The sequence below is a fragment of the Acinetobacter sp. IK23 genome (assembly GCF_035615275.1).
GTDB lineage: Bacteria > Pseudomonadota > Gammaproteobacteria > Pseudomonadales > Moraxellaceae > Acinetobacter > Acinetobacter seifertii.
Genome location: NZ_JANBNX010000028.1, coordinates 1 through 15,269 on the forward strand (window position 1 = coordinate 1; position 15,269 = coordinate 15,269).

13 protein-coding genes and 2 pseudogenes are annotated in these 15,269 nt (G+C 38.6%); 8 read left to right on the forward strand and 7 right to left on the reverse strand.

Annotated elements, in window-relative coordinates:
* Positions 1-85: 85 nt before the first annotated feature.
* Positions 86-1,006: an HNH endonuclease gene (locus MSG95_RS15575; protein WP_324624879.1), complete on the reverse strand. Its 921-nt coding sequence runs from the start codon at positions 1,004-1,006 to the stop codon at positions 86-88.
* A 173-nt stretch (positions 1,007-1,179) separates the two neighbouring features.
* The gene (locus MSG95_RS15580; protein ID WP_324624878.1) at positions 1,180-1,602 is read right to left on the reverse strand and encodes a hypothetical protein; all 423 of its coding nucleotides are present in this window, start codon (positions 1,600-1,602) and stop codon (positions 1,180-1,182) included.
* A gap of 717 nt (positions 1,603-2,319) precedes the next feature.
* On the opposite strand from MSG95_RS15580, the gene MSG95_RS15585 reads away from it, so the two are divergent.
* Positions 2,320-2,892: a TetR/AcrR family transcriptional regulator gene (locus MSG95_RS15585; RefSeq protein ID WP_324624877.1), complete on the forward strand. Its 573-nt coding sequence runs from the start codon at positions 2,320-2,322 to the stop codon at positions 2,890-2,892.
* 144 nt (positions 2,893-3,036) lie between these two features.
* On the opposite strand, the gene MSG95_RS15590 is transcribed toward MSG95_RS15585, so the two are convergent.
* Positions 3,037-3,639 carry a TetR/AcrR family transcriptional regulator gene (locus MSG95_RS15590; protein WP_019457334.1) on the reverse strand — a complete coding sequence of 201 codons (603 nt, stop codon included), beginning with the start codon at positions 3,637-3,639 and terminating at the stop codon, positions 3,037-3,039.
* A gap of 111 nt (positions 3,640-3,750) precedes the next feature.
* Between MSG95_RS15590 and MSG95_RS15595 the strand changes: the two genes are divergently transcribed.
* The 4 genes from MSG95_RS15595 (at position 3,751) to MSG95_RS15610 (ending at position 8,146) form a co-directional block, all read left to right on the forward strand.
* The gene (locus MSG95_RS15595) at positions 3,751-4,848 is read left to right on the forward strand and encodes an alkene reductase (protein ID WP_216134919.1); all 1,098 of its coding nucleotides are present in this window, start codon (positions 3,751-3,753) and stop codon (positions 4,846-4,848) included.
* A 28-nt stretch (positions 4,849-4,876) separates the two neighbouring features.
* Positions 4,877-5,926: an alpha/beta fold hydrolase gene (locus tag MSG95_RS15600; RefSeq protein ID WP_191010340.1), complete on the forward strand. Its 1,050-nt coding sequence runs from the start codon at positions 4,877-4,879 to the stop codon at positions 5,924-5,926.
* Between the two features lie 71 nt (positions 5,927-5,997).
* Positions 5,998-7,047 (forward strand): alpha/beta hydrolase, encoded by a 1,050-nt coding sequence (locus tag MSG95_RS15605; RefSeq protein WP_324624876.1) that lies wholly within the window; start codon positions 5,998-6,000, stop codon positions 7,045-7,047.
* A 91-nt stretch (positions 7,048-7,138) separates the two neighbouring features.
* Positions 7,139-8,146 carry an alpha/beta hydrolase gene (locus MSG95_RS15610; protein WP_324624875.1) on the forward strand — a complete coding sequence of 336 codons (1,008 nt, stop codon included), beginning with the start codon at positions 7,139-7,141 and terminating at the stop codon, positions 8,144-8,146.
* 54 nt (positions 8,147-8,200) lie between these two features.
* Here the strand turns inward: MSG95_RS15610 and MSG95_RS15615 are convergent.
* A pseudogene (locus MSG95_RS15615) lies at positions 8,201-8,332 on the reverse strand (TetR family transcriptional regulator); the annotation flags it as partial.
* On the opposite strand from MSG95_RS15615, the pseudogene MSG95_RS15620 reads away from it, so the two are divergent.
* Positions 8,326-9,090 (forward strand): annotated as a pseudogene (locus MSG95_RS15620) (efflux RND transporter permease subunit); the annotation flags it as partial. The pseudogenes MSG95_RS15615 and MSG95_RS15620 overlap by 7 nt on opposite strands.
* Positions 9,091-9,162: 72 nt before the next feature.
* Here the strand turns inward: MSG95_RS15620 and MSG95_RS15625 are convergent.
* Both MSG95_RS15625 and MSG95_RS15630 read right to left on the reverse strand, forming a co-directional pair.
* Positions 9,163-9,768 (reverse strand): nitroreductase family protein, encoded by a 606-nt coding sequence (locus tag MSG95_RS15625; protein ID WP_004699772.1) that lies wholly within the window; start codon positions 9,766-9,768, stop codon positions 9,163-9,165.
* Positions 9,769-9,805: 37 nt separating this feature from the next.
* Positions 9,806-10,588 carry an SDR family NAD(P)-dependent oxidoreductase gene (locus MSG95_RS15630; protein ID WP_004699773.1) on the reverse strand — a complete coding sequence of 261 codons (783 nt, stop codon included), beginning with the start codon at positions 10,586-10,588 and terminating at the stop codon, positions 9,806-9,808.
* A gap of 122 nt (positions 10,589-10,710) precedes the next feature.
* On the opposite strand from MSG95_RS15630, the gene MSG95_RS15635 reads away from it, so the two are divergent.
* Positions 10,711-11,277, forward strand: coding sequence for a TetR/AcrR family transcriptional regulator (locus tag MSG95_RS15635; RefSeq protein ID WP_004699775.1), 567 nt, complete (start codon positions 10,711-10,713; stop codon positions 11,275-11,277).
* Here MSG95_RS15635 and MSG95_RS15640 read toward each other — a convergent pair.
* Positions 11,274-12,431 (reverse strand): glycerate kinase, encoded by a 1,158-nt coding sequence (locus MSG95_RS15640; RefSeq protein ID WP_004699777.1) that lies wholly within the window; start codon positions 12,429-12,431, stop codon positions 11,274-11,276. The two genes, MSG95_RS15635 and MSG95_RS15640, sit on opposite strands and share 4 nt — an antisense overlap.
* A gap of 393 nt (positions 12,432-12,824) precedes the next feature.
* Between MSG95_RS15640 and MSG95_RS15645 the strand changes: the two genes are divergently transcribed.
* Positions 12,825-15,233 carry an FdhF/YdeP family oxidoreductase gene (locus MSG95_RS15645; RefSeq protein ID WP_324624874.1) on the forward strand — a complete coding sequence of 803 codons (2,409 nt, stop codon included), beginning with the start codon at positions 12,825-12,827 and terminating at the stop codon, positions 15,231-15,233.
* Positions 15,234-15,269 lie beyond the last annotated feature (36 nt).

A 15,269-nucleotide genomic window follows, 5' to 3' on the forward strand; every position in this document is an offset into this window, starting at 1 on the left:
TGAGATTTATTACAATCGGGTCAGAAGACATTCTGCAAATGGCTGGTTAAGCCCTGAAGCCTTTGAGAAGAAATATTTTAAGAATTTAGAGGGATTTGTTGTCCACGATACTGTCTAGGATCAAATTAAAACTATCCCTATGCCATTTCAAATATTTTTTTGATTCGATTGGTAATTTAATCTTTCTTGTCTGAACATTCATTTGTTTTAGTAGAGTGTCTACTTCATTATTTTTAGTCAAAAGATTTCCTTCATCATCAAATGAAATTAAGCCTTTATCAAATAAGATATCTACGTGAGCTGCTAATAGAATCCCATTAGCAGAATCTAACCTTTCTATATCATTAGAAATTCTCCAAGGCTTAATATGGCTCGCACGTAAAAGCTCAGTTAAGTGAATTCCTGTAAGCGGACAATGTTTAAATTGCGTGATTAGTTCTTTACGAAAAATGTTTTGCCCAATACGCTGCAAGATGTATACAGCTTTTGATGTTTGAGGAATATTTTCATCTTTATCTTCGTCCAATTGGGCAATTTCTAACTCACCATTAGGATCTATTTTCTCATATAAGTAACTAGCCAAATTGGCACTGATCTTTGCTAGATAACAACCTTGATTACCATTTCCAGTTTTTAAACTGATTGGAGAATACTTATCAGATAATAGGGGGCGAATTTCATCAATAAAGTCTTTAGGTTTAAACTTATTATCTACATAGAAAAAATCTACATCCACTTTCCACCCTAAATTTCCCCACTGTTCTATTTCTTGAAAGGGATTTTCTGTTTCATAAGCATAAGATCTAGCACAACCTAATGCTTGGATAACACCCATGGCATAAGAAAAAATAATATCGCCAGGTTTGACCAGCTTCATATTCTCGTATGATTGATTGAAGCTATTGTTAGCGTTTACTTTGGGCGACCAGAGATAACCATCTCCAATTTCTGTTTTGTATGTTTGTTTGTGATTAACCCAAAAGTAATTGGGAGGTTGTATATTCATATAAGCTCATTACTCAGTCTAATTAGAAAATGAGAGTAGAAGAAACACCACATTTACAATCCTTCTCTCAATAAAGGTATAAAATATGGGTGGCAAATTAATGTTATTATAGGACTTTATTTTTATTAATAAAATCTTTAATAATTGGGTTCACATTCGTTAATAAAAGAAAATTAACCCGCACAAAACCAACGCTCGAAGTTTCCATTTTTATCATAAATTTTGTGAGCTAATGCATAAGGGCAATGCGTTAAGAAGTACCATCCTACATAGTCATTTTCCTCATCCATTTTATTGATAGCATCACTGCCAATCCAAACTTGTTGTAATTGCTTAATTTGTTCCTCTGCGGTTCCAATTAGCAATTTTCCATCTTTAGATGAATCTTCATAGTTCATATTATAAAATAGAGAAATATTTCCACTATCTAACAAGCTTTTTAAAGCCATGAAGAATGCTATATCTTGTTCATATTCGAGCATAGTCGTTGGATAAATTTCTTTTAGAAACTCTCCAGATAAATAGAATAAATCATCTAAGCCTTCTTTAAACTCATACTCATTAAAGGTTTTTAGAATTAATTCTATTTGATTCATGAAAATTGAAGCTCCAAAATATTTAAGACTAAGAATCTCTAAAATCAACATATTATCTTATTAAGCTCCCCAAACAGCCTCCCAAGCCAATTATCTCCCCCTTTATAAACCCCCATTTAACAATAGTTATCTCATTATTTATCCTTACTTTTTAATGATCTAAATTAAAACAAATGTCATTTTGTGTGCTTGACTGCAAAAGGGTTGGGCACTATTCTTTGCCTGCTGGCCACATTGCCAGTCGGTTTTAGCAGACCGAATATTATCTCCCGCATCAGAGCCATTCCTTCTGAGGAATACTCATATGTGGTAGCCACTCGTTCCTTTCCCGTAGCGGTAGGACGGGAAAGGGACACCTACGGGTGTGCTAGTTTGAGATAATACTAGTCTGCTAACCCTTTCTCGTTCTGCCACCATAATTTTATAAATGTCTGGCAGAACTCCCAATAAAAAGGAGTTGGCTTTGTACATTCTTAATTTCTTGGCAGCCTTTGCCAAAAGCTATAACAACACAACTTAGTTATTTATGAGTCTGATCGCCATGCGGCAAATAAGGCTTTAAATCGTCACGACTAAAAACTTGCAGCAACAATAAAACTTGAGATGTGCCAAGCACAGTCTTTATGGCTTTGCTATGCCTTTTTTCAGCTTTTAAAAAGTAAAGGCTTTTATATCTCATTTATATACAACAACAATTTATTTTATAACGGTAAAATTATGCCAAATTTAATTCTCTCAACACGCGCTTTAAAAGCTGTAGAAAATGGAATTGATTTGTTTCATCACAATGGTTTTCACACCGTCGGTGTCGACAAAATTGTGAGTGAAACAGAAATAACAAAAATGACGTTCTATAGTTATTTTCACTCTAAACAACGCTTCGTTGATATCTGTCTCGTTGTGCAAAAAGAACGACTGCAAGATAAAGTGATGGCTATGATGGAATATGATTTGGAAACAACTGTATTGGATAAAATTAAGAAACTCTATTGGTTACATGCCGATATAGAAGGGCCGTATTACTTATTATTTAAGGCCATTTTCGAAACTAAAAATAGTTATCCAAATGCTTATCAAACTGCGGTGAGATACAGAAAATGGCTCATCAATGAACTTTATAGCCAGCTCAGATTACTAAAAATAGAGGCATCATTTAACGATGCCAAAATACTGCTATATATGATTGAAGGGACAATTATTCAGCTTTTAAGCGCACAGCAAACCGAGGAAAAGGAGAGCTTACTAAACTATTTTCTAAATAGTTTAACCAAGATGAAAATGTTGAGATGAGTGAATAGAAAACAATACAAACCTTCAAGGCGAGTGATTATTGTCACTGGCCTAGAAATTTATTTGGCAGTTTTAAAGCACTATCATTTTAATGAAAGAAGTTGAAACCAAACCTAATGACTTCAACTCTAAAATCATTAAAAATTAGTTTTTTAGAGCTTTTAAAGCTACTTCTACACTTTCGTATAGGTTTTGAACGGGCACGTTATCTTTTGCTTGAATCGTAATGCCAAACAGTATCATGCCAAAGTAATCTGCTAATACATCTAAGTTTAAGCTTTCAGCTACATCGCCATCTTTTTGACCTTGCTCAAGTCTCGCTTTGATGAGAGCAACAGTCTTTCTACGCTCATTACTTAAGATCTCTTGCACATTTTTACTTTCAGATGAACCTGATAATGCTGCAGATACGACTAAACAACCGGTTTTATCTGGCTTGCTATAAAATTGGTCAATCGTTCTGATTAACAAATTTTTAATGCCTTCTTGAGCTGTTAAAGACTCTTGAAGTGCTTCAATTCGATAATTACCAAAGCTTTTTACATAATAATCAACAGCTTCAATAAACAACTTTTCTTTATTTCCAAAAGAAGCATAGAGACTTGGCGGATTGATTTCCATCGCTTTTGTCAGGTCATTAATCGATGTCGCTTCATAACCATTTCGCCAAAATAGATTCATCGCTTTGTCTAATGCAGCATCTCGATCGAAATTACGCGGACGGCCACGACCTGCGGTTTTGTTCATTTTGTTCTCCATTTTGTATTGATCACTACAAAAAATCGTTGACTCTATTTTAGCATGATTATATAGTGATCACTACATAAATAATCTTATGCATATTTTAAGGGCTAAAAAATGAATCACAAATTATTTAATCCAGTGACTGTGGGCGATGTTGAACTCAATAATCGTATTGTTATGGCACCAATGACCAGATCAAGAGCAGCACAGCCTAACGATGTGCCGACCGAACTCAATGCACTTTATTATGGTCAACGTGCAAGTGCAGGTTTAATCATTACTGAAGGCACACAAGTTTCTGACGTAGGTAAAGGCTATTCTTTTACACCTGGTATTTATTCAGATGAACAAATCCAAGGTTGGGCTTTAGCGACTCAAGCTGTACATGAAAAAGGCGGAAAAATTGCTGCTCAGTTATGGCATGTTGGGCGTATGTCGCACTCTTCATTGCATATTAATCACGAGCAACCGATTGCGCCATCTGCAATTCAGGCCAAAGCATCTGTATTTATTGCCAATGAAAAAGGTGAAGGGGCAATGGTACCTGCCGAGATGCCAAGAGCAATGGATTTAGATGATATTCAAAACGTTAAACAAGAATTTATTCAAGCTGCTCAAAATGCTGTGAAAGCTGGCTTTGACCTAGTTGAAGTTCATGCTGCAAATGGTTATTTATTTGACCAGTTCTTATCTACAGATGCGAACCAGCGTACTGATAACTATGGTGGTTCTGTCGAAAATCGTGCACGTTTCTTATTAGAAACAGTCGATGCATTGATTGAGGCGATTGGTGCTGGTCGAGTAGGTGTACGTTTATCACCTTGGGGAACCATTAATGGTATGACAGACCAACAACCCGAAGAAATTACACTTTATTTAGCTGAACAATTACAAAAAAGAAATATCGCTTATATCCATTTGGCTGAGTGGGACATGCTTCCACATGGCGATACTTATCCAGTGGGTTTCAGAGAAAAACTCCGTTCACTGTTCACAAACACATTAATTGTTTGTGGAAATTATTCACTCGAAAGAGCCGAATCTATTCTTGATAAAGGATTAGTAGATGCAGTGGCATTTGGTCGTCCTTTCATTTCCAACCCAGATTTAGTAGAGCGTTTACAGTCAGGTCATTCTTTAGCACCAGCAAAATCTGAATATTTCTACGGCGGCGATGCAACTGGCTATACCGACTATCCAACTGCTCAATAATCTCACTCTATAAATTAAGGTTAAGAAAATGAATAAATTTTTTAAAGTAATGACTTTGTCCGCAGCAATTGGTGTATTGGGATTAAGTCAAGCAAATGCAGAATATGACCCAAACTTAAAGTCGATAGATACACCTCCAGCCGTTTCACAGCAAATGTTTAATAAAGTGAAATCTGAGGGGTTAGGCCAGTATGCTTATGCAAAAGGTTTATCTAGTAAGTTTATCGAGTCTGAAGGCGTAAAACTTCATTATGTTGAAGGCGGATCTAAAGGTACACCAATTGTATTTATTCATGGTTTTGGTTCGACATGGAAAATGTGGGAACCAGTCATGCTGTCTTATATGAAAGACCATAAAGTCATTGCAATTGATTTACCGGGTTTGGGGCAATCATCTCCAATACTTAACGATGATTATTCGGCAGAAAATACCTCAAAAATTTTGATTGGTGCGATTAAAAAAATTGCTGGTAAAGGGCCAATCTATTATGTCAGTCACGATTTAGGTAATTCGGCTTCTTATCCACTGGTTGCCAATAATCAGGGCTATATCAAAAAAGCTGTATTTATGGACTCGCCAATTCCTGACCGTGCTATGTTCGAATATCCGGGGTATACCCCAGATGGCCCAGGTTTAGGCTGGCACTTTGGTTATTTCAGCTTTGGTGATATTGCTGAAAAGCAAATTGCGAATGACCCAAATTTATTTTTCTCATACTTTATTAAAACCTATGCAGGGAAAAAAGAAATTTTTACACCTGAGCTACTTGCTGAGTTGATTGAACCGTATTCGACTCGAGATAAATTAAAAGCAGCTTTTGGTTATTACCGTTCGCATGCAGACTCAGTTCGTCAAAATGAAGCATTACTTGCTGGTGGCAAAAAGTTAACCATCCCTTCTATGGCGCTTACCGGCCAGAAAGGGGTAAATGATGTTTTGGTTAAAGAGATGCGAGCAAGATTTGTAGCTGATCCAGCCCAATACTCAGCCATTATTTTGCCAGATACAGGACACTGGATGGTGGAAGAAAACGCTGAAGGTGTCGAGAAAAGTTTATCGAACTTTTTATTTAAATAAATATGAAATTCATCGCACTCAGGCTTAAGGCTTGGGTGCAATGAATTATTTATTTTAAATGAGTCATTAATATGAATAGATATTTTAAAAATATTTCCATTTCTATAGCTTTTATTTTGGTTGGTTCTTCATATGCAAATGCAGAATATGATCCAAACTTAAAGTCGATAGATACACCCCCAGCCGTTTCACAGCAAATGTTTAATAAAGTGAAATCTGAAGGGTTTGGACAATATGCTTATGCAAAGGGTTTATCTAGTAAGTTTATCGAGTCTGAAGGCGTAAAACTTCATTACGTTGAAGGCGGATCTAAAGGCACACCAATTATATTTATTCATGGTTTTGGTTCGACATGGAAAATGTGGGAACCAGTCATGCTGTCTTATATGAAAGACCATAAAGTGATTGCAATAGATTTACCGGGTTTAGGTCAATCATCTCCCATACTTAACGATGATTACTCTGCAGAGAATGCATCGAAAATTCTATTAAGTGCCATAAAACAAATTACCAAGAATAAGCCTATTTATTATGTGAGTCATGACATTGGAAATACGGCCTCTTACCCTCTAGTTGCAAATAATCAAGATTACGTTAAAAAAGTTGTCTTTATGGATTCTCCAATTCCAGATATGGAGACATTCAATCACCCGGGTTATTCACCAAAAGGGCCGGGTTTAGGCTGGCATTTTGGTTATTTTAGTTTTGGTGATATTGCCGAAAAGCAAATTGCGAATGACCCAAATTTATTTCTCTCGTACTTTATTAAAACTTATGCAGGTAAAAAAGACATTTTTACGCCTGAACTCCTTGCTGAGTTGATTGAGCCGTATTCGACTCGAGATAAATTAAAAGCAGCCTTTGGTTATTACCGTTCAAAGAAAGACTCAGCCTTACAAAATGAAGCTCTTTTAGCAAATAACAAAAAGTTATTTATTCCTGCAATGGCACTTAGTGGTGAAAAGGGAGTGAATGACGTATTGATTAAAGAAATGAGAGCGAAGTTTGTGGAAGATCCAGCTAAGTTAGAAGCGGTAATTTTACCTAACACAGGTCATTGGCTAATTGAAGAAAACCCTGAAGGCGTCGAGAAAAGTTTATCCAATTTTCTATTTAAATAATCCGTAAAACTTTTACATTCGAATCGATCTTGAACTCGGATGTAACTCAGCTAAAACATCCTTATTCCTATTTGTTCGAGAGAAATGAAAGATGAAAAATAAACTGCCATTCTTGTCTTTAATTTTTGCTTGTCTTACTGCATCAACGGTCAGTTCTGCAAATAATGTGTATGGAGAGCATTTAGAAGGATTTAAATATCCTTATCCGCTCCAATATTTTAACTTCTCATCCCAACAGCAAAATTTAAAAATGGGATATATGGATGTTCAACCCAAAAACCCTAATGGACAAACAGTGGTGGTTTTGCATGGCAAAAACTTTTGTGGTGCAACTTGGGAAGAAACCATTAGTTTTTTAACACAAAATGGCTATCGGGTGATTGCTCCCGATCAAATCGGTTTCTGTACTTCTAGCAAACCAGATCATTATCAATATAGTTTCCAACAGCTTGCAGAGAACACACATGCTTTACTCAATAAATTAGGGGTTAAACAACCTATTTTATTGGCGCATTCAACAGGTGGTATGTTGGCAACCCGCTATGCTTTGATGTATCCGAAAGAAACAAAATTATTAGGAATGGTCAATCCAATTGGTTTAGAGGACTGGAAAGCAAAAGGGGTTCCATATCGCAGTATTGATCAATGGTATCAGCGTGAACTGAAAGTGAGTGCAGAGTCTATAAAAGCTTATGAATTAAAAACTTATTATCAAGGTCAATGGAAGCCTGAATATGATAAATGGGTAGATATGTTAGCTGGATTAAATGCAGGGAAGGGACATGAAAAAGTCGCTTGGAACTCAGCACTTATTTACGACATGATTTTTACTCAACCTGTCTATTATGAATTTTCTCATCTTAAAGTGCCTACAGTGCTGTATATCGGTACAGGTGACACAACTGCAATTGGTAGTGATATAGCTCCACCTGAAGTTAAACAAAAAATTGGTCAATACAGTGTTCTGGGTAAAGAAGCTGCAAAATTAATTCCAAACGCTGAATTAATTGAATTTGCAGGTATGGGACATTCACCACAAATGCAAAACCCGAAACTATTTCATGAAGCTTTGATCAAAACTTTAAAGAAATACGATTAATGATTTGAGGCAATAAAAGCCCCTCTAAACACGGAGCTTTTATTGTTTATACAATTATTCTTTATACTGCCATGCCTTTAAAAACATTGAACAAACTTCTTGATTGAGTTTTTTCAATTCTTGAGAAGTTGGTAGCGCACCACCTAATATTGTTGCAGGATAAGAATATCCCATTACAGGGGCAATGGTATGTTCGCGGTGCTACTGGTGAGATGACGCCATTTTCTAGTTTCTCTTCTGTGAAATGGCAGATGGGCCCTCAAATGCTGCAACGCTTTAACGGTCTTTCAGCCCTTCAAATACAAGGTTCTGCGGCAGCTGGTGAGAGTTCTGGTGGGGCTATGGATAAGATGCAGCAGTTAGTTGACCAGCAACAAGGTTTTAATCTTCAGTGGAGCGGATTGTCATATCAAGAGAAACTAGCAGGTGGCCAAACGATCTGGTTATATTTAGCCTCAATCATCTTTATCTTTTTATGTTTGGCAGCACTTTATGAAAGTTGGTCTATTCCTGTCTCTGTCATGCTAGTTATTCCTTTAGGTCTTATTGGCGCTGTAGTTGCTGCAAGTCTGGCAGGTTTTGTGAATGATATTTACTTTCAGGTCGCTATGCTCACCACCATTGGGCTTTCTGCCAAAAATGCTATTTTGATTGTTGAGTTTGCGGCAGCCAAGTTAGAGGCTGGTCAGGCATTAATGGATGCCATTATTGAAGGCGCGGGTCAGCGATTACGGCCAATTATTATGACATCTCTGGCTTTTGTTGCAGGTGTTCTTCCATTGGCTGTATCTACAGGAGCAGGGGCTGTTAGCCGAAAAGAAATTGGTATCGCCGTAACTGGTGGGATGATTTCGGGAACTCTACTTTCTATTTTCTTTGTGCCTTTATTTTTTCTTTTAGTTCGTCGTTTAACTAATAAGTTAAATACAAAAAAAGCCAAATGATTTTACAAAACAGAATGTCATTAATAATTAGGCCCTCATGCTATACATGAGGGCCTAAAATCTGTCTAAAACTTAGAATGTATTTTGAATAATGACATCGTCGTAAGGAAGTTTGCCCACACGTGGATAAGGCTGAGATGCTGACTTACCAACTGCAATCATTAAACACACCACGTGATCTTCAGGTAAGTTAATCAGCTTTGCCATTGCATCAAAGTCAAAACCATCCATAGGGCAACTGTCTAAATCATGCTCTTGAGCAAGCAGCATTAAGGTTTGAGCAAAAATACCAGCACTACGCATAACTTCGTCACGTTGGGTTTGTGGACGGTCACGGTAATATTGGTCAATTGCGCCAGTCATAATATTTTGAACTTCCGGAGAAGCTCCATCCCATACACGCTTAGCATCAACTTCCCATGTATTTACTTTTGCACACAACACAATCAGTAATGATGATTCTGTAACTTGTGGTTGATCCCAAGCAATGGTGCGAATTTTTTGTCTTAACTCAGTATCTTTAATGATGACTGGACGCCAATGTTGTAAGTTAAAAGCGCTTGGCGCATTTGCTAAAACTTCTTGTAATAACTGCTTTTTGTTATCTTCAGAAAGTTGAAAAGCAGGGTCGAAGCGTTTAACTGCGCGGCGGTTACGGATGGCATCAATAACATTCATAAGATTTTCCTACTTAAGAGTTGGGTAGCGGTACTCGTTAGTTTTTATAACGTTGGGCTACATCAGCCGAAGAAAAGTTTGGTAGTAAAGTGATACGTGATTTTTCAAAATTATTCCATTGATTTTCGTCTTTCAGCACAGGAATTGTGATTGTTTCTTTACGGTCAAAGCCAATCAGAGCGGCATCGACCAAATCATTGACATCCATTAATGGTGGAACTTGGCTTAAGTCGATGCCTGAACGTTCCCAAATTTCGGTTTTAGTAGCAGAAGGCAATACGGCTTGAACATGCACGCCATGATCTTTTAATTCTAAATATAAGCCTTGGCTAAAAAATTGGATGAAGGATTTACTTGCACCATAAATGGTAGAACCAAATTCAGGCGCTAAGCCAAGCACAGAGCCTAAATTAATAATGGCACCTTTACCTTTATTTACGAGTTTTTGAGAAATTGCACGAGACAACCGCACCACCGCAGTCATATTTAAAGTCAGAAGTTTTTCAATCTCATTACGATCTTGAGTTAAAAAGTTTCCGTTTAGTGCAATCCCAGCGTTATTTACCAAAATTTCAATATCAGCATCGTTTTTGAGTACATCTTCAATTTTACTAATGTCCTGATCTTTTGATAGATCGGCTTGAATGAACTCGACCTGTACACCGTATTTTTCTTGAAGGTCCTTCGAGATTTTATCTAAGCGGTTGGTGTCTCGTGCCACCAGAATTAAGTTATGGCCACGTTGAGCAAATCGGTCTGCATAGACAGAACCAATCCCTGACGAAGCTCCTGTAATAAGTACTTTTGATTGAGCTGACATGTGATGTCTCCACGCTTTAATTTTTAGATGATGATCATAATCTAAAATAACTAATTTTTGATGTCAATCATAATCAATGTATAATTATGACCAGTAGGGTGAATAAAAGTGGGTGCGCCAGCATGAAAGTCAGTAAAACTCAGGTAAAAGAAAACCGAGATAAAATTGTTGAAAAGGCGACTCAACTATTTCGTATCAAAGGCTACGATGGGGTCGGCATTGCCGAGTTAATGTCTAGCGCAGGTTTTACCCACGGCGGTTTTTATAAACATTTCAGTTCGAAAACAGACCTTGTCTCAATTACTGTTAAACATGGACTTGAGCAGGTTTTGAAAAGAATAGAAGGTTTAAACTTAACTCAATTTATTCAGCTTTATGTGTCTCGTACTCATCGAGATAATCGAGATTTGGGCTGCACGCTAACGGCGCTATCTTGTGATGCTGCACGACAGCCAGACGAGGTAAAAGTAGAATTTGAAGAGGGCATTGAGCAACTTATTCGGTTCATAATGAATGAACGAGCCAAACAAGTTTCTTTGGAAACGCCAGAGTTGAGAAAGCAAGCTATTAATATTCTTGCTCAGTCTGTAGGGGCAATTGCGTTGTCTCGCGCATGCCCAGACCAATCAAACCTTAGCGATGAAATCTTAGAAAGCTGTAAAGAGAGCCTTTTAAAGTTAGCCGATTAAACTTTTTTATCTTTGAAACTGGTTTGGCTAAACTGGATTAATTTTGCAATATCGACGGTTCTTTCATAAATGAGTTCTGCTGCATGTTCACAGGCTTGTTCTAATGTAATGGGACCATTGGCGACTGAAAAAGCAGCCGTAACGCCATGTTTATAAAGCGCTTGGTAGCCTTCGCCTAATGTCCCAGCAATCACAATCACAGGTACATTGTGCGCCTTTGCTATTTGGCTCACCCCAAAAACTGTTTTACCACTTAAAGTTTGCTGGTCAAATTTACCTTCACCCGTAATCACCCAATCTGCATCAGCAATTTTATGCTCAAGTTCATTCAGTTCAGCCACGACTTTAACACCAGCTTTAAACGACGCATTTAAATAACTTTTGGCAGCAAAGCCCAAACCACCTGCAGCACCTGAGCCTGCTTCATCTCGTTTGTCAAAACCTAAAAGCTCCGCTGACACATCGGCAAAATGCGCAAGCGCTGCATCGAGTAACGTTACTTGAGTCGGAGAAGCACCTTTTTGTGGACCAAAAATATGAGATGCGCCATTTGGACCGCAAAGCGGATTGGTTACATCGGCAGCCAGTAAAAAACGTGTATGTTCAATGCGTGAGTCGAAATGTGTTAAATCAATGTGTGATAGGTTGCTTAGAGCGAGGCCACCTGCGGGTAAAACCTTTTGATTGGTATCGAGCAAAACAGCGCCCAAGGCACTGAGTAAGCCTGAGCCACCATCATTAGTTGCACTACCGCCTACGGTTAGAATAATGTCTTTTGCACCTGCGTCTAAAGCATCCAAAATGAGCTGGCCTGTTCCAAACGTCGTGCTGTGGCAAGCGTCTCGCTCAGACGGTGGGACTAATTGTATGCCGCTTGCTTGAGCCATTTCAATGATGGCGATTTTTTGTTTTTCTAACCATCCCCATTTGGCTTGAACAGGCTGACCTAAGGGGCCAACCACAGTTTTTTCACGCCATTCACCTTTGCAGACTTCTAAAACAGCTTCAATGGTTCCTTCACCGCCATCTGCCATTGGGCATAAAACAGTTTCCGTATGAGGAAAAACTGCTTGCCATCCTTTGGCAATGGCCTGAGCTACCTTTAAAGCAGATAAGCTGTCTTTAAATGAGTCAGGGGCAATCACAACCTTCATAAATACTCTAATACGAATAGATTTCTCATTGTTTTATACTGCTTAATGCCAAAAAACCATAGATAAACACATGTAAGTGTCAATTTAAAAACACTTTCACTCTGTTAAGGGTAAAGGCTAATAATGTTTTGATCTGTAAAAACCACAGTTATTATTTTTTAAACATTTGTTTTAATTAGTATTATTTAAATGGTGTACTTGGGGTGAATGATTGTAATTGTAAACAATATGGCACATATTATAAGAAGCCTTGAGCCAGTTTTTAAAATTTGAGCAATAACATCAAAAGCAGACTCTACTCATCGGTAAACAGCGGGTAGCTTTGATCAAACCATAATTAAATTGTGATTTCATTGAGCCTGTTGAGTGTAAAAGAAATAAGAGGATGAAAAAGTGGATAATTCAGAAGAACAAAAGCACATACAGGAAAATAATAGTTTTGCGCGAATTGAGCCATATACTCATCCTGCTGGCGGGTGGGGCGCACTGCTCAGTGTTGCTCGAAACCTAAAGCGACAAGATATTTTAGGCAAAGGCTCAATTACCTTACTCAACATTAACCAGCCGACAGGTTTTGACTGTCCTGGCTGTGCATGGCCAGAAAAGAAAGACGCTCACGCATTTAACTTCTGTGAAAATGGTGCCAAAGCGGTTGCCTTTGAAGCAACCAGTAAAACCGTTACTCCTGAATATTTTGCAGGTCATACCGTCAGTTGGCTGTCAGAGCAAAGTGACTTTTTCCTAGAAGACCTAGGTCGCTTAACCGACCCAGTTCGTTATGATGCTGCAACCGATAAATATGTGCCTATTTCTTGGGACGATGCATTTAAGCTCATCGCTCAACATTTACATGCACTAGACAACCCTGACCAAGCGGCGTTTTACACATCGGGCCGTGCCAGTAACGAAGCCGCATTTTTATATCAATTGTTTGTGCGAAGCTTCGGTACAAATAACTTTCCAGACTGTTCGAACATGTGTCATGAAACCACAAGTGTCGGTTTGCTCGACTCGATTGGTTTAGGAAAGGGCACGGTCACCTTAGACGACTTTGACCTAGCCGATGCTATTTTTAGTTTTGGTCATAACCCCGGAACCAACCATCCGCGTATGTTAGGTACTTTACGTGAAGTGTCTAAACGGGGTGGCAATATTATTGCGATTAACCCAATTAAAGAACGAGGCCTAGAGCGTTTCCAAGACCCTCAAGCACCGCTTGAAATGATGACTAACGGCAGTACACCAATTAGTCGTTATTATTTCCAGCCAAAAATTGGGGGTGACTATGCTCTCATGTTAGGGATGTTAAAGCACTTAAATGAGTGGGATAAAAAGGCAATTGCCTCAGGTAAACCAAGCGTTTTTGACCGAAACTTTATTGCAGTCAATACCGTTGGTTTCGATGAAATGATTGCCGAGGTGGAAAGAACTGAGTGGGCAGATATTTATAAGCACTCAGGTTTATCGCCTGAACATTTAGAAAAACTCGCTAAACTCTTTTTAGACTCTGAGCGTTCAATTTTCTGTTGGGGTATGGGCATTACCCAGCACCGTCACGGAACCGCTAACGTACATATGCTGGCAAATTTACTGTTGGCGCGTGGTCAAATTGGCAGACCGGGTGCAGGACTTTGTCCGGTTCGTGGACACAGTAACGTGCAAGGTGACCGCACGATGGGTATTAATGAGTTGCCTAGCCCTAAACTGCTTGATAGCATTGACCGTGTATTCGGTATTAAATCACCAAGAAAAAATGGGCATGGTGTAGTCGAAACCATTAAAGCTATGGCTGAAGGCGAGGTTAAAGTCTTTATTGGTTTAGGTGGAAACTTTGCAGTTGCAACCCCCGATACCCCATATACCCAAGAATCACTTAGAAAATGTGATTTAACTGTTCATGTCGCAACGAAATTAAATCGTAGTCATTTGGTGTGTGGTAAAGATGCACTCATTTTGCCGTGTTTAGGCCGTACCGAAATTGATGAACAGCTTCACGGCCCACAAGCCATTTCAGTTGAAGACTCAATGAGTAATGTTCACTTGTCGGCAGGGCGCAACACGCCAATTTCTAAAAATATTTTGTCTGAACCGGATATTGTGGCAAGAATGGCTGAAGCGGTACTTCCAGACAGTCAGATTAAATGGAAATGGTATATCGAGAGCTATGACCGCATTCGTGACTCAATTGCCGATGTATTCGATGAGTTCCATGACTTTAATTTACGTGTTTATAAACCGGGCGGCTTTCACTTAGAGCATCCTGCTAATCAACACATCTGGAATACAAAAAGTGGGAAAGCGCAGTTTATGATTACACCTTTGAGTGAGGTTTATGCCGATAAGGAAAATCAGTACGCTGCGGCATATACCGAAAGTAAAGTATATACCTTAATGACCACTCGTTCTCATGATCAATACAACACGACACTATATGGTCTAGATGACCGTTACCGCGGAGTGTTTGGTCAGCGCCGCGTATTGTTTATGAACCAAGCCGATATTGATGAAGCAGGCTTTGAAGCAAATCAGTGGGTCGATATTGAAAGTGTTTTCTCGGATGGTGTGAAGCGTATTGTGCATAGTTTCCGTATTGTGCCGTATAACATTCCGCGTGGCAGCTTGGCCGCTTACTATCCGGAAACCAATCCTTTAGTGGCATTAAGCAGTCATGACAAATATGCCAAGATTCCAGCATCAAAAAGTGTTCCTGTGATTTTGCATCCCGGAAATGCACCTGAGCACTTTAACTTGGCAACAGCCGTTGACCCTGAAGATGCAGATAAAAAAGTCAGTAGTCTTTAAATCAAACACGACATTTAAAATGTAACTCAAACAAAT